20 protein-coding genes and 1 tRNA gene are annotated in these 21,715 nt (G+C 53.8%); 7 read left to right on the top strand and 14 right to left on the bottom strand.

Translation table 11 applies throughout. The annotated features are described in order from the left end of the window. Nucleotides 1–2 precede the first annotated feature (2 nt). The 5 genes from dop to FJV47_RS03875 all read right to left on the bottom strand — a co-directional run bounded on the left by dop (nt 3) and on the right by FJV47_RS03875 (nt 6,409). A complete protein-coding gene (gene dop, locus FJV47_RS03855; RefSeq protein ID WP_159610228.1) occupies nt 3–1,619 on the bottom strand; it encodes a depupylase/deamidase Dop in 1,617 nt (538 codons plus the stop codon). Next, nucleotides 1,616–3,253, bottom strand: a complete 1,638-nt coding sequence (gene arc, locus FJV47_RS03860) for a proteasome ATPase (RefSeq protein WP_159610931.1) — start codon at nt 3,251–3,253, stop codon at nt 1,616–1,618. Before arc ends, dop begins: the two co-directional genes overlap by 4 nt. A 218-nt stretch (nt 3,254–3,471) precedes the next feature. Beyond that, nucleotides 3,472–4,527, bottom strand: coding sequence for a tRNA (adenine-N1)-methyltransferase (locus FJV47_RS03865; protein WP_159610230.1), 1,056 nt, complete (start codon nt 4,525–4,527; stop codon nt 3,472–3,474). A 44-nt stretch (nt 4,528–4,571) separates the two neighbouring features. After that, the gene (locus tag FJV47_RS03870; RefSeq protein ID WP_159610232.1) at nt 4,572–5,699 is read right to left on the bottom strand and encodes a site-2 protease family protein; all 1,128 of its coding nucleotides are present in this window, start codon (nt 5,697–5,699) and stop codon (nt 4,572–4,574) included. Further along, on the bottom strand, nt 5,696–6,409 hold the full coding sequence (locus FJV47_RS03875) for an HAD family phosphatase (protein ID WP_159610234.1): 714 nt from the start codon (nt 6,407–6,409) through the stop codon (nt 5,696–5,698). The genes FJV47_RS03870 and FJV47_RS03875 overlap by 4 nt, the downstream gene beginning before the upstream one ends. Nucleotides 6,410–6,491: 82 nt before the next feature. Between FJV47_RS03875 and FJV47_RS03880 the strand changes: the two genes are divergently transcribed. Continuing rightward, nucleotides 6,492–7,400: a PAC2 family protein gene (locus FJV47_RS03880; protein ID WP_159610236.1), complete on the top strand. Its 909-nt coding sequence runs from the start codon at nt 6,492–6,494 to the stop codon at nt 7,398–7,400. 48 nt (nt 7,401–7,448) lie between these two features. Here FJV47_RS03880 and mshC read toward each other — a convergent pair whose 3' ends face one another. The 3 genes from mshC to FJV47_RS03895 all read right to left on the bottom strand — a co-directional run bounded on the left by mshC (nt 7,449) and on the right by FJV47_RS03895 (nt 9,951). Then, entirely contained in the window at nt 7,449–8,711 is a 1,263-nt protein-coding gene (mshC, locus tag FJV47_RS03885; RefSeq protein ID WP_159610238.1) for a cysteine--1-D-myo-inosityl 2-amino-2-deoxy-alpha-D-glucopyranoside ligase, read from the bottom strand. 127 nt (nt 8,712–8,838) lie between these two features. After that, the gene (locus tag FJV47_RS03890; RefSeq protein ID WP_159610240.1) at nt 8,839–9,663 is read right to left on the bottom strand and encodes an undecaprenyl-diphosphate phosphatase; all 825 of its coding nucleotides are present in this window, start codon (nt 9,661–9,663) and stop codon (nt 8,839–8,841) included. Nucleotides 9,664–9,741: 78 nt separating this feature from the next. Further along, nucleotides 9,742–9,951 carry a hypothetical protein gene (locus FJV47_RS03895; RefSeq protein ID WP_159610242.1) on the bottom strand — a complete coding sequence of 70 codons (210 nt, stop codon included), beginning with the start codon at nt 9,949–9,951 and terminating at the stop codon, nt 9,742–9,744. A 107-nt stretch (nt 9,952–10,058) separates the two neighbouring features. Between FJV47_RS03895 and FJV47_RS16545 the strand changes: the two genes are divergently transcribed. Beyond that, nucleotides 10,059–10,235 (top strand): DUF5703 family protein, encoded by a 177-nt coding sequence (locus FJV47_RS16545; RefSeq protein ID WP_370514949.1) that lies wholly within the window; start codon nt 10,059–10,061, stop codon nt 10,233–10,235. 31 nt (nt 10,236–10,266) lie between these two features. Here FJV47_RS16545 and FJV47_RS03900 read toward each other — a convergent pair whose 3' ends face one another. The 5 genes from FJV47_RS03900 to FJV47_RS03920 all read right to left on the bottom strand — a co-directional run bounded on the left by FJV47_RS03900 (nt 10,267) and on the right by FJV47_RS03920 (nt 15,920). Beyond that, nucleotides 10,267–11,406 carry an acyl-CoA dehydrogenase family protein gene (locus FJV47_RS03900; RefSeq protein WP_159610244.1) on the bottom strand — a complete coding sequence of 380 codons (1,140 nt, stop codon included), beginning with the start codon at nt 11,404–11,406 and terminating at the stop codon, nt 10,267–10,269. 42 nt (nt 11,407–11,448) lie between these two features. Further along, nucleotides 11,449–12,765 carry a M20/M25/M40 family metallo-hydrolase gene (locus FJV47_RS03905; RefSeq protein ID WP_159610246.1) on the bottom strand — a complete coding sequence of 439 codons (1,317 nt, stop codon included), beginning with the start codon at nt 12,763–12,765 and terminating at the stop codon, nt 11,449–11,451. 86 nt (nt 12,766–12,851) lie between these two features. Then, nucleotides 12,852–13,829 carry a TAXI family TRAP transporter solute-binding subunit gene (locus tag FJV47_RS03910; RefSeq protein WP_159610248.1) on the bottom strand — a complete coding sequence of 326 codons (978 nt, stop codon included), beginning with the start codon at nt 13,827–13,829 and terminating at the stop codon, nt 12,852–12,854. Further along, on the bottom strand, nt 13,822–15,255 hold the full coding sequence (locus FJV47_RS03915) for a sensor histidine kinase KdpD (RefSeq protein WP_159610250.1): 1,434 nt from the start codon (nt 15,253–15,255) through the stop codon (nt 13,822–13,824). Before FJV47_RS03915 ends, FJV47_RS03910 begins: the two co-directional genes overlap by 8 nt. Continuing rightward, nucleotides 15,252–15,920, bottom strand: a complete 669-nt coding sequence (locus FJV47_RS03920; protein ID WP_159610933.1) for a response regulator transcription factor — start codon at nt 15,918–15,920, stop codon at nt 15,252–15,254. The genes FJV47_RS03915 and FJV47_RS03920 overlap by 4 nt, the downstream gene beginning before the upstream one ends. Nucleotides 15,921–16,165: 245 nt before the next feature. Here FJV47_RS03920 and FJV47_RS03925 point away from each other — a divergent pair, with 245 nt between their 5' ends. The 5 genes from FJV47_RS03925 to FJV47_RS03945 all read left to right on the top strand — a co-directional run bounded on the left by FJV47_RS03925 (nt 16,166) and on the right by FJV47_RS03945 (nt 20,795). Further along, nucleotides 16,166–17,449, top strand: coding sequence for an Nramp family divalent metal transporter (locus FJV47_RS03925; RefSeq protein WP_159610252.1), 1,284 nt, complete (start codon nt 16,166–16,168; stop codon nt 17,447–17,449). Nucleotides 17,450–17,524: 75 nt separating this feature from the next. Continuing rightward, on the top strand, nt 17,525–18,172 hold the full coding sequence (locus FJV47_RS03930) for an NADPH-dependent F420 reductase (RefSeq protein WP_159610254.1): 648 nt from the start codon (nt 17,525–17,527) through the stop codon (nt 18,170–18,172). A 228-nt stretch (nt 18,173–18,400) separates the two neighbouring features. Continuing rightward, a tRNA-Leu gene (locus tag FJV47_RS03935) sits at nt 18,401–18,485 on the top strand. Between the two features lie 76 nt (nt 18,486–18,561). Beyond that, nucleotides 18,562–19,539: an alpha/beta fold hydrolase gene (locus FJV47_RS03940; RefSeq protein ID WP_159610256.1), complete on the top strand. Its 978-nt coding sequence runs from the start codon at nt 18,562–18,564 to the stop codon at nt 19,537–19,539. Between the two features lie 134 nt (nt 19,540–19,673). Continuing rightward, nucleotides 19,674–20,795 (top strand): glycosyltransferase, encoded by a 1,122-nt coding sequence (locus tag FJV47_RS03945; protein WP_159610258.1) that lies wholly within the window; start codon nt 19,674–19,676, stop codon nt 20,793–20,795. A 59-nt stretch (nt 20,796–20,854) separates the two neighbouring features. On the opposite strand, the gene FJV47_RS03950 is transcribed toward FJV47_RS03945, so the two are convergent. Then, nucleotides 20,855–21,715, bottom strand: coding sequence for a MaoC/PaaZ C-terminal domain-containing protein (locus FJV47_RS03950; protein ID WP_159610260.1), 861 nt, complete (start codon nt 21,713–21,715; stop codon nt 20,855–20,857).

A 21,715-nucleotide genomic window follows, 5' to 3' on the forward strand; every position in this document is an offset into this window, starting at 1 on the left:
GATTATCGGCGTCGAGCCAATTCATCAATGAACTCCGAAATCTGCAGCTCAGCATCGAATAGATCTCCTACGCTCTTTCGCGTCCCGCCGAGTGGTTCGGCCATGTGGAAACGACTGATCTGCCGAGCACCTGGCACTGCAAAGGACAATGCGTCCCAGTTCGCTGCAATCACGTAGGGCGCATAGCGTTGTAGGGCCATCCCCCGCAGATAAGCGCGGGTGTCTTCGGGTGGGTTCGTCACTGCTTGATTGATTTCGTCTTGGCTAAAGAGCGTTTGCATCGCACCTCGAGCCGCTAGGCGATAATACAAACCCTTCTCTGTGCGCAGATCGGCCCATTGCAAATCCATCATTGCGACCCTAGGGTCGGCAAGTGACAACTGGTGTCGGTCGGCGAATCCATTGATCAGCTTGTACTTTGCGATCCAATCAATTTGATCCGACGCTTCCAATGGATCGCGTTCTAAGATGTCTAGAATGTTCTGCCAGCGTTCCAGAATTTCTGCGGTATCCGGATCATCAATTCCACGAGCAGCACAATACTTTTGACTGGCCTCGAAATAGAGCCACTGAATCTCAATGGCTGTAAGTTCTCGACCATCTCGGAGCCTCACGGCAGTCTTCAGCGAAGGGTCATGACTAATTTGTTGGAGCGCTTGAACTGGTTCGGCCAGCTCAATGTCCGGTGCCATGTTCGCTTCAATCAGCGAGAGCACCAGATTGGTCGTGCCTACTCGGAGTAAGGTCGAAATCTGGCCCAGGTTTGCATCCCCGATGATCACATGCAATCGACGATATTTGTCCCAGTTGGCATGCGGCTCGTCACGTGTATTGATGATGGGTCGGTTGATCGTCGTCTCTAGACCAACTTCAGCTTCAAAAAAATCAGCACGTTGCGAGATCTGGAAGGCCGCCTTTTGGCCGAGCATGCCCTGTCCCACTCGCCCGGAACCACAGAAAATTTGTCGACTCGCGAAGAACGGAGTTAATCCCTTGACGATGGAGGAGAATTCTACTTCTCGCGGAAGTAGGTAATTCTCATGAGAACCGTAGGAGACAGACTTGTTGTCGGTGTTGTTCTTGTATAGCAGTAATTCGCCACCGCCCAAACGTTGTGCCGTCGCTGCTGCGCGTCGCATCACCTCATCACCCGCTTGATCCCACAGAACTGCTGCCCGTGGAGTTAGCGATTCTGGGCTGGAGTACTCTGGGTGCGCGTGGTCAACGTAGAGCCTGGCGCCATTGCCCAGAACCATGTTCATGACAACTTCTGTTGAGTCTTTCTCTTGGTACAAAGTAGACCCAACACGGGCGTCATTGCCATCCAAAGCGATGGACTCAGCAGTCCAGATTCCAGATTCTACTAGCCCTGGCTCAACATCAGTCAGCTGACTAGGGTGGGCCTGCTCACGAGAGATAGAAAAACCACGAACGTCCTGCAAAGGCGACTCGTCCGCATAGTCCCAGCGTGCTGCCATTGCGCTTGAATTTTGCTGCGCAACTAGTTGAGCGTAGGCGTCAACAATCTGGGCCGAGAGCACCGTGGCATTGGCGTTGGGCATTTGTGGGCGAATAATCCCGTATTCAGTCTCTAGTCCGACCAGACGACGCGCGCTCATGAGGTGGCCTCGTGAGTAACCAAGGAACGAATGTTGCTAATCCGCTCCCCCTTGCGTCCTGAAATACGAGCCCAATCATCCGGGTTAGTGGTGTTTGGCATGTCTTCGTGTTCAGCGAATTCTTCTCGAACTGCACGGGACAAGTACTCCATTTTTAACCCGCGGTCTCCACCGGTAATCAGGGCTTTGATCGCGTGCTTCTTGGCCCGGTCAACGATGTTGTGAATTACCGCGCCCGAGGCAAAATCCTTGAAATAGAGGATCTCGGTTTCTCCGGTCACATAGGTGACCTCCAAGAACTCGTTGATCCGGTCTGTGGAATACATTTCCGACACAGTCGAATCAATCATGCGCCGAATCGTAGCAGCCGCATCATCCGCATCGGCCGCCAGCTCGTCTTGATGCAACGGGAGTTTGGTGGTCAGGTATTTGCTAAAGATCTCGGCTGCTCCCTCTGCATCAGGGCGTCGAATTTTGATCTTCACGTCCAGACGACCTGGACGCAAAATGGCGGGGTCAATCATGTCCTCACGGTTTGAAGCGCCGATAACAATCACGTTATCCAAGCGTTCAACTCCGTCAATTTCTGCCAATAGTTGGGGAACAATAGTGGTCTCCACATCGGAAGAAACACCGGTGCCACGTGTGCGGAACAGCGCCTCCATTTCGTCGAAGAAGACCACGACTGGGTCACCGTGCAGTGCCTTCTCGCGTGCTCTGGCAAAGATCAATCGAATGTGTCGTTCGGTCTCACCCACGTACTTATCTAACAGCTCCGGGCCCTTGATATTCAAGAAGTAGCTGCGGGTGCTGTTGCCTTCCTTGCGCTCGAGCACACGCTGTGACAAAGAGTGGGCTACGGCTTTGGCAATCAGAGTCTTGCCGCAGCCTGGAGGGCCATAAAGTAGGATCCCCTTTGGCGCACTCAACCCGTGCTCACGGTAGAGCTCTGGGTGAGTGAACGGCAATTCAACTGAGTCTTTGATCGCTTCGATTTGCGAGTTCAGCCCGCCAATATCGGAATAGGCAATTTCCGGCACTTCCTCGAGAACCAGCGATTGCATGTCTGTGAGCTGTACACGGCTCACCGCCATACCACTTCGTGAATCTACGGTGAGCTGGTCGCCAACGCGCAAATGAGTTTTACGCAGCGGGTCGGCCAATTCAATAACTCGCTGGTCGTCGGCTCGTGCCATAACCACTGCAAGATTCTCGTCTAGTAGCTCTTTGACAGTGACCAGTTCACCGGTTTCTTCAAATCCTAAAGCAGCAACGACGACAAGAGCTTCGTTCAGCAAGACCTGCTGACCAATGAGAACCGAGTCAAAGTCCATCAATGGGCTCACCGTGACGCGCATTTTGCGTCCGGAGTAGACAACATCAACGCTTTGGACGCCGGTGGATTCGATACCCTGACCTGGCTCAGGATGCTTGCGCGGATGTTTGGCAACGACCGTGCCATGGCTAAAGGGGGTGTCTCCGTCTTTTTCCAGCGCTGCTTTCAAGGTAATGATTTGCTCGCGCGTGGTCTCTAGTAACGCAACTAGTCGCTGGTTGTTGCCGCTTAGCCCGGAAAGTTGCTTGTCGAGATTGCGATTCTTATCGCGCAGTACATTAACTTGGCGTTCGGTCATTTGCAGACGTTCTGCCAATTGTTCTGTCTCGTGGTGTTCGTTCACGTTCCAACTCCCAACTTGCAACGTCGTTGCTAGCCGCCTAGCAACGAGTTTTTCCGGCACTCGGCGCACCGTCTTGATTCCATCCTAAGAACTTCGGGCCCCGAGTGCGGAACACTCAGGGCCCGAAGTCACATAGTGAGACGCAATGTCTCACTATGTGAAAATCTAGCTATCTAGTTATCTTCTGATTTTTCTGAATTCAGAGCATCACGCACGCGTACAGACTGGTTTGCGTCACGAGCAGCGCGACGCAGTTTCTTGTCTGAAATTCCACGCTCACCCAGAGCTTCTGCGCTCCACTCTTGATCATCGTGGTCTCGTGTCCACGCGCTCAGGTCTTCGGAAGAGTAAGAATGTTCTTTGATTCTCTTGGCCTTGGGAATACCGTCTGCCGAGTCCGCCAACCGGCGGCACGTGATCAAGAAAGCAGTGTGCGCCACCATGCGGTGGTCCGGGCGAACAGCCAAACCGTCCACGTGCCAGCCACGTACAAGCGTTTCGAAACATTCAGGCTCAGTAAACTGACCCGATGCACGAATGGCTTCGACCACGCGTGACATCTGAGTCACCGAAGAAACGTAGTTGGTCCAAACGCCACCCGGAGCAAGAACGGTTGCAACAGCATCTAGGCATTCCCAAGGGCTGAGCATATCCAGCACGACTCGGTCAACACTTGCTGGCTCTTCGAGCTCTACTACCTTGTCCTGGAAATCTCCAATGGAGATCTTCCATGAAGGATGGTCTCCACCAAATACGGTGGAGACGTTGCCGCGGGCAATATCGGCGAATTCTTCACGTCGCTCAAAGGAGTGCAGGAATCCCTCGTCGCCGACGGCACGCAAGAGAGAAATGGACAATGCGCCCGAGCCCACGCCGGCCTCAACTACGCGTGCACCCGGGAAAATATCGCCGAACTGCACAATCTGTGCGGCGTCTTTCGGGTAGACCACCGTCGCTCCACGCGGCATGGAGAGCACAAAGTCTTTTGCAAGTGGGCGAAGCGCCTGATAGCGGAATCCATCAATATTCTCGATCACCGAACCTTCAGGCAAACCAATGATGGCCTCATGCGGCAACACACCCTTATGGGTATGGAATTCACCACCGTTTTGCAAGGTGATCGTATTGATTCGACGCTTTTCGTCGGTCAACTGTACGCGGTCGCCTACGCGGAATGGTCCGCGTCGGGCTGCCGCACCATGGGGCGCCGGGGTGATGGCTTCGCTCACTGGGGGTGGTCCTTTTCTTGATGCTTAATTCAGTTTTTTAAAGTTTACTTGCGCCGGCCGGTAACGGCTTTGACGATATCGCGCTGATGCAGCAACCCGACAACATGTCCTTGGCCACTAATCACCGCATATTCCGCCGATTCAACGCTGGCTAAGTAGTCAATGAGTGCACGTCCATCGGATTCTTGGGCCACTATGGCTCCCTGGCCCAACGCTCTGGACACTGCAAGGGCAGGAACCTGGTTAGCGTTCGACGCATCGACTCGTGACAGTGCGTGGGTATCAACAACGCCTACGGGCATGCCTTGAGCATCCACGAGGATAATCGAGCCCTCGCGCTGACTTTGCCTGGCTAACACGTCTGAAACCATTACGTGCGACAGCATTGCCGAAGCCGGGGTCATGAGATCTGAGGCAATCACGGTGGGAAGGTTCAGCATCATCTTTGAATGCGCAATCAGCGACGTGGTTGCCTGCCACATAAAGATCGCCACCATCAGCCCAACAACAGCGGTGATGATTTGTACTTCTTGCCCGCGAAGGTAGGGGAACGCCACGAAGAAAAAGACAACACCGATGGCGATAACCCGGCCAACCCAACTCGAGGCGATCGTGCCCTTAAATTGGGATCCGGTAGCTTTCCAAACAATCGATTCGACCAGCCGACCTCCATCTAGGGGAAGTCCCGGTAGTGCGTTAAATCCGCCGAGCAATAAGTTGGAGTAGATGAAGAAGTCCAAGAGCAGTTTGGCGTAGACGCTCACTTCAACGTTCTGAAGCACCAGCCAGCCAATACCGGCCAGCACAAAGTTTGATACGGGTCCCGACAAGGCCACCCATAAGGACGCACCGGGCTTAGCTTTGAACGATCCAAACTGGGTGTGTCCACCCATGAGCGTGAGCACAATATGGGCATCTGGCCATTTAAAAGCACGTGCCGTCATCGCGTGAGCGACCTCATGGATCAGTACCGCCACGGCAATGACTACAGCACAGGCGAAACCCATGAGGTAGGCGTTAAGGGCCGGAATCCACTGGGTCCGAGAAAGCTGAAGCCCCACGGATATGGTAATTACAGCCGTGATAATGAACCATGAGCTCGAAAGATATACCGGAACCCCGGCAATACGACCGAGCTTTATTCCGGGAGCTTGTTCTGAAGTTTCGCTCACGCGTTAACCTGCACCAACCATCGAGTCATTTCTTCTACGTTCACATCTTCTAGACTTTTGATGCGGCGCCAATTTCCCTCGCCTGGATCAATCGCATTAGGAATAAGTACTGCATGCAAGCCAGCGGCAGAAGCAGCAGCGATTCCAGGTACCGAATCTTCAAATCCGATGCACCGTGTAGCAACGAGTTGCTGATCAAGAGCTTCACTTAGCAGTTCAAGACCACGAAGGTAAGGTTCTGGATGTGGCTTACCTTGACTAACTTCTTCGCCGGTCACAGTTGCTTGAAAAGTGCCTTCCGGAAGCTGTGCCAACAGCTCATTCACGATGCTACGTTCAGACATCGTGACCAAGGCCTGCGGTATCCCCGCTTCAGTACAGGCCATCAACAATTCTTTGGCTCCTGGACGCCAAGGAATTTCGCGCTGAAGACCGGCGATCACCTCGGTACTGAGCAAATCTATGATTTGGCGCGAATCAAGTTTGACCCCAGCTTCTTGGAGAACTCGTGCCGAGTTGGGAAGGGCGCTGCCTACCAATGACAGGCCCTGTTCTTCGCTCCAACGCCCACCATGTGCGGCTACCAATTCTTCCTCGGCAGCGATCCAATATGGCTCGGTGTCGATCAAGGTGCCGTCCATATCCCATAGGACAGCTTGCGGTGTCATGGAGTGTGGGCCGGAATTAAAGTCAAAACTGGTGCTTGGCATGAGTCCATTCTAGATGGAAGAGTGGGGCTAAGCCGCTTTGGCAAGCCACGCTGTGGGCTAAAACGCTGGATAGGAGTTTTCAATGAACAAGGATTTCCACACCCCAACGCTGAATACCTATGTTGCCCAGAGTGATCATGAGATTCGCCCCACTATCGTCGTAGCAGCCTTTGAAGGATGGAATGATGCCGGCTCAGCGGCCAGCGATGCGGTGCGCCTACTGTTGGAGGATCAAACCTTCGAACTCATCTGCACCATCGGGGAAGATGACTTTTACGACTATCAATTTTCCCGCCCCAAGACTCGCCGTACCGAACACGGTGCGGTGGTGGAATGGCCACGCACCGAAATATATAAGATCGATCTCCCCCAGGCAGCGGCGGATCTTTTGGTTGTTCTAGGTGTGGAACCCACGTTCAAGTGGCAAAGCTTCTGCGCACAAATTCTCGATGTGGCTCAAGCGCATAATGCACAGGCAATCGTGACCCTCGGTGCACTGTTGGCGGATGTTCCCCACACCCGACCGGTACCGACTTCGCTGACCAGCGACGATGCTGGATTCCAGGAGTATTTCAACGTCAAGCCTTCTGATTACGAAGGACCCACCGGAATTCCATCAATTCTGGGCATGGAGTTCCAACGTCGACAGATTCCCTACATGTCACTCTGGGCTCAGCTATCGCACTATGTGGCGCAGTCTCCGAGTCCACGAGTCCAACTGGCCCTCATTGAGCTGCTCGAAGAATTATTGCCGGTGACCTTGACCGCCCAGCAGCTACGTGAGGATGCCTTGGCTTGGAAGCATGGGGTTGATGAACTAGCGGCAGCGGATCCGGACGTTGCTAAGTACGTGAAACAGCTCGAAGAGGCCACGGATACTAGCGATTTGCCCGAGGCCAGCGGCGAATCAATCGCACGCGAATTCGAGCGCTATCTACGCCGACGTGGCAAGTTCCGTCCGGATGGATCAGGGACCGACTTCGAAGCGTGAAGCCGGTCCCTGAAATAACCAGTTGCCCTTCCCTGGGCAAGGCAATTACTAGAGTTTAAGACCAAGAAGTGCGTCGATCCCATCACGCAAAAGCTGCGCACCGTCACCGAGATTTGCTGATGGTTTTGCTGCCCACTGATCGATAGCATTCAAAGCTGCTGGTGCGTCTAGATCATTTGCCATGTGAGTGCGAATACTGTTGAGCAACTCGGTAGCTTCCTGTTCGGAGGCTACCTTAAGGCGTTCACGCCACGCAGCGACGCGTCCTTGAGCTGTGGCGAGCAATTCGTCGGTCCAGAACCAATCGGTACGGTAGTGCTGCGAGAGCAGCACTGCACGAATGGTTACCGGTTCAACACCTGCTGCGCGAAGCTTGGAAACCAAAACAAGGTTGCCCAGGGACTTGCTCATCTTTTCGCCGTCCAAGCCGACCATGCCGGTGTGAACGTACGTTTGCGCAAGTTCATGCTGGTCGCTGGCTGCAGCGTGCGCGGCCGAGAATTCGTGGTGTGGGAAGATCAGATCCGACCCGCCACCTTGAACCGTGAACGGAGCCGGCAGGGTCTTGCGAGCAATGACTGAGCACTCAATATGCCAGCCTGGGCGACCAGTCCCCAGTTTGCCGCCGTCCCATGAAGGTTCGCCGTCACGAGCCGCACGCCACAGCAGTGGGTCCAGAGCGTCTCGCTTACCGGTGCGTTGCGGATCTCCACCACGCTCGGCGAAGAAACCAAGCATAGTCTCGCGGTCGTAGTTAGAAACCGAACCCAGTTTCCACGCGTCGTTCTGCGCTGCATAGGTATCGAAGTAGATATCTCCTTCAACACCGTCAGCACCGGCCGGCACCCGGTAAGCAAGGTCAGCTTCTAACAGTTCTTCCACCACAGGAACCAGCCATTGAATCGACTCGACGGCGCCAATGTAATTCTGTGGCGGAATCACGTTGAGGGCTTCCATGTCGTCGCGGAAGAGCTGAACCTGCTCTTCGGCAAGATCTCGCCAGTCCACACCGTTAGCGTTTGCTCGTTCTAACAGCGGATCATCCACATCCGTAATGTTTTGTGAGTATGCAACGCTTCGCCCGCTATCAAGCCAGGTGCGGTGCACCAGGTCAAAGGTGACATACGTCGAGGCATGGCCCATATGGGTGGCATCGTACGGGGTGATCCCGCAGACGTACATACTAGCGTCGGCAGTAGCAGCATCCGCAGGTGCGGTGGCCTGCAGGTTACCTGTGGCGGTATTAAAGAGTTCCAGTATTGGTGCTGAACCAACCACCTGAGGCACCTCAGGGTTTTTCCACGCGTGCACTGATGTACGTCCTTTCGCAGATGCGACGATTTTCTTCCTTTAAGTCCAAGTGAAGCAGGACTAGGTTTATTCCCGTTAACGCAGAGATGTCCGTGAAGCGATCCACGGACATCTCCAATTTTTTGGATTATGCGTTGATCCAGCCAAAGCCCAGAGCAACAAAGAGTACGAATCCCAACAGGATGCGGTACCAGACAAAGAACCGGTAGGAGTGGGTGGAGACGAACTTCAAGAACCAACCAACGATGAAGAAGCCAACGACAAAAGCGATGGCCGTAGCCAAACCCGTTTGTGCCAGGGTGTAGACACCTGGTTCGTCCAAGGACTTCACCAGCTTGTACAGACCGGAAGCGTAGACCGCTGGAATCGCGAGCAAGAATGAGTAGCGGGCAGCGGCTTCACGGGTGTAGCCCATGAGCAAACCTGCGGTGATCGTTCCGCCAGAGCGTGATACGCCAGGAATCAGTGCCATGGCCTGCGCTAGACCATAGAACACGCCATGCTTGACCGTGAGCTGGTCTAGTCCCGACTTTTCCTTGCCGTAATGATCCGCTAGTGCCAAGAAGAGACCGAAGACCACTAATGTCGTGGCGGCCAGCCACAGTGAGCGGAAGTTGGTATCAATGTAGTCCTGGAGCAACAGACCAAGGACCGCGATGGGGATAGAACCGACAATAATTAGCCAGCCCATCTTCGCGTCAGGATCCGAGTGTGGAACCTTGCCAACGATAGCTTTGCACCAGGCACCAATGATTCGCACTATGTCTCGCCAGAAGAACAAGATTACTGCGGTTTCGGTACCCAACTGGGTGATAGCCGTAAAGGCTGCACCGGGGTCTTGGGCGTTGGGTAGGAGTTCACCAACGATACGGAGGTGCGCTGAGGACGAGATCGGGAGGAACTCGGTCAGGCCCTGGATCAATCCGAGAAATGCTGCTTCAAACCAATTCACCCCTCGACATTACTTCACCGCCGCCGTGGAACCCGCCTCAAAAACACATTTGGGTCAAAATTCACCCCGTGGTCGTACTCACTGATCTTCTGAGGGTATGGTGAAAGGCAAAAGTTCAGAATATTGGTCGTAGAGCGCATCTTCGTAGTCTTCAAACGCATCCGCGAGCGCACCGAAAGCCGCATCAACGGACGCTTCCGCGGCGCCACGACTCTGCGAAACAACAGCAAGGTGTTGTTCGAGACGTGCAATCAGTGACTGCAGTGCAAAGCTAGGATCAGTGCTCATGGCATTACGCTACAACGCAAAAGGTTCTTTAGATAGGGGGCAAAGTGCTTCAAGAAAGAATTAAGCCACCGCTGCATCATTCAGACGAGCAGCGTTTCGAGTATTTGGTGATCACGTCGTTTCCCACCGAACCGGTGCACATAGCCCGCGCAGCAATACGAGAGCACGCCGACAACGGCAAGTGGGAACTGATGCGCACCTGCCGTTACGAAGGTGGAGCTTATAAATACTGGCTTCGCCGGCGAGTCATGCGGATACGAAGCACCCTTCCACCACTGGATTAGCTCTTACTTCATTGACTACATTGCGCCGTGACTAGTCATGGAGCGGCCCAAGAAGCCAAGAAGCGACGGTGTTGGCAGCCGAAGCGGCGTTGGAAGGGTGGTACCAGCTAGCTTGCACGTCGCGGTATAACCTTTCGAACTCGGATCCTCTGAAATATCCGCCGCCACCGATGATTTGACCTAGGACCTGTACATTCTCCCTGGCACTTTGCCCTGCAACAGTACGCAATGTAACAAGCTTCGGGAACCACTGATCACCGTGATCAACGACCGCTTCCAGGTCTCCAGCAATCACGCGTTGTAGCGCGTCCAAAGAGATCAGGCGCATCGCCGCTTCCGAGAGTAAATCTCGAGAACGTACGTCTTGTGAATACTTGGTGCCGTCATGACGTACTTTCTTGTTTAGCCAGTGGCGCGCTAATATTACAGCCCGGTCAGCGATGCCAACGTAGACACTTGCCGTCAGCGTTAGGAAGGAAGCAAAAATTCCGAAGACCAAAAGATCGGGATTTGGCCCAAGTGCTAGTCGGCTATGAACCCAGTCCTTGGGCGCCACTGCGTTCTCTAGTTTGGTCGAGTGTGATTGGCTGGCCCGCATGCCAAGGGTGTTCCAATCTCCCATCGATTTCACTCCTGGACCCTTGGCGACAAATCCATGGACTAGCTCATTACTAGATTCGTCTTTACCGAAGACCCCGAGGCGTGTGTACGCTGGCGAGAGCGAGGTGAAGATTTTCATACCGTTGAAGGTCACTGATCCGTCGTCACCAGTTACGGCTTGGGTCTTTGAGTCAAAAAGCACAGAGTCGTTACCTGGCTCAGAGATTCCGAAGGCCATCACCTCACCTTGCGCGATCCAGTCAGTCACCATGTTCAGGCGGTCATCACCGCGCGCTGCGAGTAGGTGGGCGACTCCGGCCCACACCTGGTGCATATTAACTGCCAATGCGGTTGCAGGAGCGGCTGTTGCCAGTCGACGTTGGGCCAGAGCCAGCTGTTCAAAATCCCAGCCCAGTCCCCCAAGCTCAACAGGGATCAGTGCTTTGAGGTAACCGAGAGAGACCAATTCTTCAAAGTCCTCGGTGCAGAAAGTGTTTTCTGCATCGTAGATCGAGGCGCGTTCGCGAAATCGTTCCAACAGCTCGTCCGAAAGAATCGACTCAATACTCAACGTTCTACTCCTGAAAATTGTTGGGGCTGGGGCACGACGAATTTAATAGGTGCGCAATAGATTCTCTAAAACGCGCACACCGAACTTGATAGAGTCCACCGGGACCCGTTCGTCTACCCCATGGAACATTCCCGTGAAATCAAGTTCGGCCGGAAGTTGCAACGGCGCAAAACCGTAGCCCGTAATCCCCAGAGTAGCCAGCCATTTGTTATCGGTTCCTCCGGAGAGCATATACGGCAGCACAATTGCTTCTGGGTCTTGCTCCAACAAGGACTGCACCATGCTGTCCACAAGTTCACCGGCAAAAGGAACTTCCAAGGAGTCTTGCTCATGAACCATGGACAGTTCGACGCCCGCCCCAGCCAATTCACGCAGCGTTTCCAAGGTAGCTTCATGTTCTTCAGGCAAGGTACGGCAATCAATGAGCGCTTCAGCTTGTCCTGGGATGACGTTGTGCTTGTATCCTGCTTGCAAAGCCGAGGGATTGGCCGTGTTTTGCAGCGTGGCTCCGACAAATCGAGAGACATTACCCATGGCTTCTAACAGTGGTTGTGGCTTCTGCGGATCGAACTCCAGACCTGCCAACTCGGCGACTTGTTCCATCAATGCAGTAGTGGTCTTCGTGTAGGACAACGGCCATTGGTGCTCGCCTATACGATGGACCGCCCCAGCAAGGTTGGTGACCGCATTATCACCGTTGATCTGCGAACCGTGCCCAGCCATCCCCTGCGCGGTGAGTTTGAGCCACGCAATCCCCTTTTCAGCAGTTTGAAGCATATAGGCCCGGCGCCCATTTATGTCCACCGAGAATCCGCCGACTTCACTAATGGCTTCGGTAGCACCGGCGAAAAGCTCTGGATGATTCTTCACCATCCAGCCGGCACCATAGTCGCCGCCTGCTTCTTCATCCGCAAAGAAGGCAATGACGAGGTCTCGGCGAGGAGCAATATTTTCACGGTGAAGGTGCAAGATGGCGGCGAGAATCATGGCATCCATATTCTTCATGTCCACTGCCCCGCGCCCCCAGATCATTTTGTCGATGATCTGCGCTCCGAACGGATCCACGCTCCACTCTTCGGCGATCGCTGGCACAACATCCAGGTGTCCGTGCACAATTAAGGCCGGCAATGTACTATCGGTACCGATAATTCGGAAGACAACGTTTGCTCTACCAGGGGCAGACTCATAGATCGTAGAATCGATGCCTGCCTCAGCCAAGCGGTGCACCACGTATTGTGCGGCTTCAAGTTCCCCCGCTCCTTTATTGCCGCCGAAGTTTGTTGTATCAATTCTGATGAGGTCTTGGCAGATGTCTATAGCTTCTTGTTCCATACGTTTAATGGCAGTAGCAGTAGTCATCCTCTAAGAACCTTTCGCAGCAGTTGTTCTATTGCCCACCCTAGTGCGCGATTGGCGTTTCGTCTTCAGCAGGGGAAACGAAACTCCTACCCATGTAATTTTTCGTAGGCTTTCCGAGCCCCGGGATGCAGTTGTTGACCGGAGGTACTGATCAATGAGTCGGGAGTCAAACTTTGGATTCCCTCGCTACCTTCGGGAATCAGCATGGTCGAGCGCGTAGCGAGCATTTGCACGATTGCCGCGGCGGTGCTGTCAGGCAAGTCTTTGCGTGTCATCAGCAGATTGCTGACGCCAATGGTGTTGACGCCTTCAGTGTTGGGGTAGGTATTTTGAGGGATGACCACCTGGTCATAGAGCCCGGGGTAAGTCTCGCGTAGTGTCGGGAGAACTGCTGAGACATCTAGGAGCTTCAGCTTACGTTCTGAAGCCAACTTAGATAATGACGTGACAGGCATTCCTCCAAAGAGGAACAGAGCGTCGATCGTTCCTTGACGTAGCGCATGAATCCCCGAACCGTATCCCAGTTTCAGCTCAACCGGAGCGTTCGAAGCGTTCTTGAGCCCTGCTGCTTGCAAGATTCTTTGCCCTGTCACCCACGTGCCAGAGCCAGCGGCACCGGCACCGATTTTACGCTTCTCCAGTTCTTCAAAGGCACCGATCCCACTATCAGCACTGACGATGCAATGGAAATAGTTCTGATATATCCGCCCGAGTGCCACCAGCCGTTCTTCAGGCTCCCGATTGTTGTTGAATTGCGCGACGGTGTCGCCCAGACCCAAAGCAAGTTGGGCTTTGCCATCAGCCAGTAGCTGGAGGTTTTGAAACGACCCCTGAGTCTTGAGCACGTCAGTTTGTTCAGTGACGTCCGCGTCAAGCATGGCTCTAGACAGCAATTGGGCGAATTCAATGTATCTACCGCCTTCTTCGCCTGATGCAATCACCAGATGGTTGGTGGGCTTCGGTGCAGTACACGAGGTAAGACCCAACGAGGCGGCACCCATTGGAAGAGCAAGAAGACACTGGATCAAGGTGCGCCGCTTGAGTACGTTTCGGTTACTACTCATCCTCGACCTCCTCAGCCTTGGTGACCCGACGCAACGAGATCGTGGCACAAAGCCCCGATCCCTGCTCCGAAGCCAATTTCAGTTCTCCTCCATTGGCCCGTGCGAGCCGATCAACAATTGCAATGCCTAGTCCGGTACCAGGACTAGAGCTCACGGTGCTCCCGCGCCAGAATCTTTCCCCCACATGCTCTAAATCGGTGGCGCTCATCCCCGGCCCATGATCCTGAACTTGAATTTCGACCGTTCGTTCAAATTCCTGAACGTTCAAATTAATCAGCACCCCTGGCGCATATTTGATCGCGTTGGAAAGCAGCTCGGCAAGCATCTGCTGCAACTCAAATCCATTACCCCAGGCTAGGACTGGGCCTGAGGACTTTTTACTCGCCTCAACCATCAGCTGATTTCCTGATTGCTCAGCCCTCAGGGATTGCCGTTCGACTTCTTCAATAAGAATCTGTTCAGCGTCGATACGTTCAAGTTTTCGTTGATCCCTAGGCAATGATTGATCCGCGGCCTGTTCATTGAGTCGATGCTCTGCCGTGGCCAGCCGAAGGACCCCGTCCAATAGTGACTCGACCCGGCCAAGTTCTAGCTCAACGGCTTGTAGCCCCTCGACGTCTTCAGGTTTCGACAGCCGCATTTTCAGTAGGTCTACGCGTAGTCGCAAGGCGGCGACCGGGTTGCGAAGTTGATGCGACGTCTCAGCGATCAGTTCCCGTTGCTGTTGTAGGCTAGTGGCCATTGCTTGGGCCATCTGACTCACGGATCGGGACAACTGACGAAGCTCGGGTGGACCTACTTCTTCTAGAGCTACTGGACGTTTAGTTTTAGACAATCGCTGAACTGCGTCGTCTAGTGAGTGGACCGGGCGCAATACCCATGCCGTCAGACGGTCCGCAAGCAAGAGAAAACCCGCTCCGATACTCAGTGTTATCAAGACCAGCGCGGCTGTTTTTTGCAGCACTCGCAATCTCGCCTGCTCTAAGTTGACTTGCATCGTTACCGACCCAAGCACTTGAGCAGAGTTGCCGAAAGGCCGCGTTATCAAGATCTGTTCGTGGCTGAAAGGATTGATCTCTGAAATCTTGCTCTGCTCGAGATTGAGCCCCGCAGTGTAAATCGCTTCTTGAACGTTTCGATCGCTCGGCTTGATGTCCCCTGAAACGAGTTGTCTGCCATTATGAACAATCAGTAAAGCCTCGTCATAGAGCTCAGAATAGGTATTCATCTCTAGCTGAAGCATGTACAAGTCATCATCGCTTTGGGCCTGCGAAGATAGTTGAACGAAACGAGCCAGCGATGCCAGACGGTTAACTTGAATGCTGACGGTCTCGTCGCGGCTGACGCCCTGGGCTAGGGCAGCGCACACCAGAACCACGATCACGCTAATCAGCGCTCCGAGCACCAAAAGCACTCGCAATCTCATCGTTGAGCGACCTCAAGTCGGTAGCCAACACCGCGTACATTAACGATCATTCCAGGGCTTTCCAACTTAGCCCTAAGGCCTGTGAGGTGAACATCCAGCGAGCGAGATACCGCAAGAAACGCGTCTCCCCAGAGCTGGTCAAGAATTTGTTCACGTGTCACTACCGAGCCGGCATGCTGGGCCAAGAGACTGAGCAACTCGAACTCCTTGGCGGTCAGTCCCAAACCTCTCCCGAAGAGCGTTGCCTCATGCTTATCAAAGTCAATCACTAGTGGACCGGCAACAATGCGTGCTTCTGCGGCGTGCGTATTTAGTCGAGAGCGCCGGGCAACTGCTTCAATTCTTGCTAGCAGGACACTTAGCCCGATGGGTTTAATGAGATAGTCGTCCGCGCCCTGGCGCAATCCACGGACGACGCTGCGTTCGTCGTCCTGAGCAGTCAGAACGATCACCGGCACTTCGCTAACTAGCCTCAGTTTGCGTAAAACATCCAGACCGTGAATATCCGGCAACCCAAGGTCAAGAAGTATCAGCTCTGCTTGCTGATGACGTAACAATGCATCAGCACCGCTGGAAACGTGAATGGCTTGATGTCCCGAAGTTGTCACTGCGTCGCGAAGGGCGTCCGCTAGGGCCTGGTCGTCTTCGACGATCAACAGCTGCACGGTATCATCACCCCTAGCTTTGCGAGTCATCGACTCGTTCCTCTTTGACGCATTAACTCTAACAAGCGCCGGAGGGGCGGCTCTCCTTGCTGGTTCTCAAGTCCTAAGAAAGTGTTAGTACTTGCCTTTCAGTTTGCGAGTAACGCAAATCACTACCAGTATTGATAGCGATCTCAAGCGCTTGTGGCACACATCACTGTAGATGGGTGTCAGGCGACTCGCACGGTGAGCAAAGGAATGACTTAATGAGTGAAAGTACGCAGGCGCCCGGTGCCCAAATCGAAAGCGACGGGCCACCACGCTGGAAAATCATCGGGCCCGGATTAGTTGTCGCTGCGACAGGGGTTGGCGCTGCTGACATGGTTGCCACCCTCGTCGCTGGTAGCCAGTACGGGTACGCCTTGCTCTGGGCGGTCATCCTGGGCGTCATTCTAAAGATCGTGTTGGTTGAAGGCGCTGGCCGCTACACCCTCGCCACCGGCAAGACCATCTTCGAGGGATGGAAGTCCCTAGGAAAATGGACTACCTGGTACTTCGGGCCCTACATCATCATTTGGGGCTTTGTTTACGGCGCTACCGCCATGAGCTCCGCTGCCTTGCCTCTTGCCGCACTCATGCCGGCGGTGGATTTGAAGATTTGGGCTGTACTCATGGGCCTCTTGGGCTTCGTGATGGTCTGGTTTGGCCGTTATCACTTCTTTGAAAAGATCACAGCGGTACTCGTGGGCATCATGTTTGTCACCGTAGTTGGCTTGGCCGTTATCGCGGTTCCCAACGTACCGAATATGCTGACCGGGTTGATCCCTATGATCCCTTCGGGCGGCGTGGTCTACACCTTGGCTTTGGCCGGCGGTGTCGGTGGAACGATCACCTTGGCAGCCTACGGATACTGGCTGCGTGAAAAAGGCTGGTACTCCCCTAAGTGGATGCGCGTGATGCGCATCGACAACTCCATGGCCTACGTAATGACCGGCGTATTTGTCATCGCAATGCTGATTGTTGGCGCCGAAGTTGTTCAGTCAGCAGGCGTGGCTATCTCCGGCAGCGACGAAGGACTACTTGACCTTTCCGAAGTCTTGCGTCAGAAATATGGCGCCGTAGTCGGCAACGGATTCCTCATTGGCTTCTGGGCCGCTTCCTTCTCTTCGATCATCGGTGTGTGGAATGGCGTTTCACTAATGTTCGCCGATTTCTGGGGTCATATGCGTAAGCGCCCAGCAAATCACCCGGACACGATGACCGGCGGCAAGTACTTCAAGTTTTACGTCCTGTGGCTCACCTTCCCACCGATGGTGCTATTCCTGCTGGATAAACCAATCGCGCTGATCCTTGCCTACGGTGTTCTGGGTGCCTTGTTCATGCCATTCTTGGCCGTCACATTATTGGGGCTGCTCAACGGCAAACGAATTCCTAAGCAGTGGGCCAACCGTTGGCACACCAATACCGCATTGGCCATTACGGCCGTGTTGTTCATCGTCCTTGGCGTGCAGCAACTTTATAAGTCGCTTTCCCCACTCTGGGCGGGTTAGGCTCCGCCTGATCCCACCGAGCCGTCGCCCAATATTGCACAATAGGCGACGGCTCCGGCAGTTAAGCTGAAGTTTATGAGCATCAAGAAAATCGGCATTCTGGGGGCAGGTCGCGCCGGTACAGCCCTAGCCCGAGCGGCGGCCGCTGGCGGCATTGACGTCAACATCGCCGGATCCCGTCCACCTCGCATGATGAAATACCATCTGGCTCAATATGCGCCCAAAGCCCAGGCAGTTGAGGCCTCCGAAATCGCTGACGATGTAGAACTAGTAGTCCTCATGGTCCCCCAGGAGGAGCTGGACGACCTCAATCCAGAAACCTTGTCAGGCATTTTGCTGGTGGATGCAACCAACCGCTGGCAAGACGAACCCATTCCAAGCTGGCTCGAAAACGCACTTGATCGTGGCCTAACTAGTTCGGAAGCTCTCTCCGAGCATTTCAGTGGATCCCGCATCGTTAAGTCACTTAATCACATCAGTCACTGGGATATGGACACGGACCGAGGTTCCAAAGCGGCATCACAACGAGCGCTAGCTATCGCATCAGACAGTTCAGAAGACTCTCAGGTGATCGCCGAGCTAGTAGAACAACTCGGATTCTGCGCAGTACAGCTTCCCAAGCTTTCCTACGGCAAATACCTGGAGCCAGACAGCGAAATCTTCAATGAGGTACTGGGACACATGGAGCTACTGCGCCGAATCGATGCTTCGAGAGGTGCCTAGCGCAGTAAAAACCGCTGTTCACTAGGCCATGAATGCAAAATACGTGTGACGCTTGACACTCAAAACCGAATTTTCCACTGAAGTCACTACTCAGACCTTGATTTTCCCGCGAATTTACGGGAATTTTCCGTACGCACGATACCGAGTTCGCCGATTGGAAATCTTCCGACATGGCTGGTAAAGTTTTACTTCGTTGCCAGCGATAACAACGCAGACAACAAGTAACCTGCGCGGGTGGCGGAATAGGTAGACGCGCTAGCTTGAGGTGCTAGTCCTCGATAAGAGGGTAGGGGTTCAAGTCCCCTTTCGCGCACAGGTAGAATTCCCGGTTGACTACGGTCAACCGGGAATTCTTTTTTGTTTTTGCACCACTACACTAAGCTTTGAAGATGTCTGTACAAGCCGAAACATCCACGCCGTCCTCGTCCGGTTTCTTGGAAGTGAACGACGGGCACCGGTTGTATTGGGAAGAATTCGGCACCCCCAATGGTGTTCCGGCATTGCACTTACACGGCGGACCAGGTGGCACGTTAGGATCATCCGGATACCGGCAGCGTTGGGATCTTAATCGAACTCGACTCATCGGCTTTGAACAACGCGGCTGCGGACGATCCAGCCCTTCGGCTGCTGATCCTTGCGTGCCCAAGAGTCAATTTTCGACTCAAAAATTCATCGAAGACATCGAGGCACTTCGCGTGTCTCTAGGTATCGATCGGTGGATCATCAACGGTGTCTCTTGGGGAACAACCCTCGCGCTAGCTTATGCGCAAGCTCATCCGCAGCGAGTAGTCGGTCTCGTGCTCTTCGCCGTAACCACCACTAGCCGTCGAGAAGTCCAATGGATCACCGAGTCAATGGGTGCAATCTATCCCGAAGCATGGCACCGGCTCTCATCCTTCGCGCAACAACACGCACCGGCTTATGATGCCGGCAGAATTAGGTTGGTAGAAGCTTATGCCGACATGTTGTGGTCACCGGATCTACAACTTCGCGATAAGGCATCGCATGAATGGGCGCTATGGGAAGACACTCATATCTCCTTGGGTTCAGGAGAAGTCAAGCGGGATCCTCGATGGGAAGATACAACTTTTCGGCACACCATGACCCGCCTAACTACGTTATTTTGGGCCCGCGATGGGTTCTGTGACCCGCCGATTTTAGAAAACTTGGATCGTCTCCAGAACCTGCCAGCGATTTTCATTCACGGCCGCAGCGACGTTTCAAGCCCGACAAGCACTGCATGGAAACTACATGTAGATTGGCCGGGCTCTGAACTTCATGTCGTTGACGCCGATGGACACGGTGGAGCTGAGATGGTGGAGCTTTGGACAAACGCCAACTTGAAAATGATTAATCATGCTTCTTGATAGCATCTAGAAGGATTTGTGACGGAAAAACTCTGTCGGTCCGCTAATCTTTGGAGCAAACAACGATGCGCATAGCCATGCTGTCTTTGCATACTTCGCCGATGCACCAACCAGGGCAAGGCGATGCTGGAGGCATGAACGTCTATATTCAGAATCTTTCCTTCTCCTTGGGGGCTTTGGGACACGAAGTTCACATGATTACTCGCACAGCTGGTGAGACTGAATCAATTCAGGTCGCAGAGGGCGTCTGGATGCATCAAATACAAATCGCTGCTGGAAGGTCCCTCTCTAAAGAAGAGTTGGCGACCATGATTGAACCGTCGATTGAAGCAATTGCCGCACATCTAGAACAGCTCAAGATTGACATCGTTCACGCTCATTACTGGCTATCAGGAATGGTTGGGCTCGATTTAGCAAAGCGCTGGTCTGTTCCACTTATTGTTTCGATGCATACCTCCGCGGCAGCCAAGGAATTTGAATCCGGCATTGCCGAGTCTGAGCAAAGAAAAGTTGCCGAGAAGCAATTATTGCGCGGTTGCTCACGGATTATTGCCAATACCCCTGTTGAAGCTCAACAACTAAAGCGCTTCTACGATGTTGACTCAAAAAAACTAGATGTAGTCCTGCCCGGCGTCAACCACCGGATCTTCCACCCCAACCAAGACAAGGTCCACCGGCCGCTCGGCGACGACGATCTTCATCTGGTCTATGCCGGCCGGATGCAACGGTTGAAGGGCGCGCATCTCTTACTGCAAGCCATGGGCACAGCACGCCGCAAAGCACCAGAGTTACGTATCACAGCATCTCTTTTCGGTTCTCTCTCGGGCAGCGCCGACTACGATTTGAAGGCCCTGGTGAGTACTGAAGGCTTAACGGATGTAGTCCGTTTTTACGACCCTTTGGAACCAAGTAAACTGGCCCTCGCATTCGCCAATGCTGACGTTGTCGCTGTGCCATCACTCTCGGAGACTTTTGGTCTGGTTGCTGCCGAGGCTCAGGCTTGTGGTACCCCGGTCATCGCCAATGCGGTGGGCGGGTTGGCCTACGCAGTGAGCGACGAGGTCTCAGGGTGGCTCATGGATGAACCTGATGCTGAGCTGTGGTCCAAGAAGCTGATTGAACTTGCACGTAACCCACAGATGATTACAGCTGCCGGGCATGGGGCACTGAAACATTCTGGGCTATTCACGTGGGAACGAGCAGGGGTCTCCACGCTCGCCAGTTACCGTTATACACCGATGCCTTATCAAAACTAAATAGGCAAAAGCACTGGGCTCCAGGCTCCCGGAGCCATTTGGAGTCCAGTGCTTTCCCATTAGTTGCTCTGGGAAATAAGTTCCAGTTCAAAGTGCGGTTTACCCTTGCGGGCGTGCCACGCGTCGACTGTATATCCCGTTGCGTTCCGTCTAAACCCCAGATCTACCGTTGCAGGTAGTACTACTGGAGTTTTGAATTCAATGCTCCACTGGTAGGTCCCAGCGCCCGGTTCAATCCCTGCCAATACACGGGCCGCCATGTAGATTCCGTGTGCGATGGCACTGGGCATCCCCAAGGCTTTGGCGCTCAAAGCCGAAAGGTGAATCGGGTTATAGTCCCCCGCTACCTTGGCCCACCGACGCCCTGTGCCGCTATCAAGCTTCCATTGGGCAGTTCGAATAGGAGCCGCGAACTCTGGATGCTCAATAGTTACTGGTTGCGCATCCGAGAGTTTGACGCCCTTAGCCAAAAATGTACTTCGCATTAGCATCCGGTCTTGACCGTCCACGACGATTCGAATCACCAGATCGCAGGTAACACCCTTTGCATGAGAGGTCAGATTTTCACTATGAACTTCGATATCGAAAGATTCGTCCTCTCCCAATGGTTGGGAAACGCTCACGTGATTGCTCAAATGAATCATTCCCAGCAAGGGCAAGGGAAAATCATTGCGCAACATCAATGACATGGCAAGCGGAAACGCTAGCGAGTGCACATACAGGCTTGGTAAAACCGCATTCATTGGAGCGTTGACTGCTTTACGGAAATCCTGGAGCTTCTCCAGATCTGCGGTAGCGCCTTGGAAAACCAACACGGTTTGTGGAAGCTTTGGGTTCTTTGGCTTACGCCCCAAAGTTTTCACCGCACTGGCGTACACAGTCGCCATTGAAGGAATTTCAGAAACGATTTTGGCGCTCAC

This window comes from Glutamicibacter sp. JC586, assembly GCF_009805585.1.
Lineage (GTDB): Bacteria > Actinomycetota > Actinomycetes > Actinomycetales > Micrococcaceae > Glutamicibacter.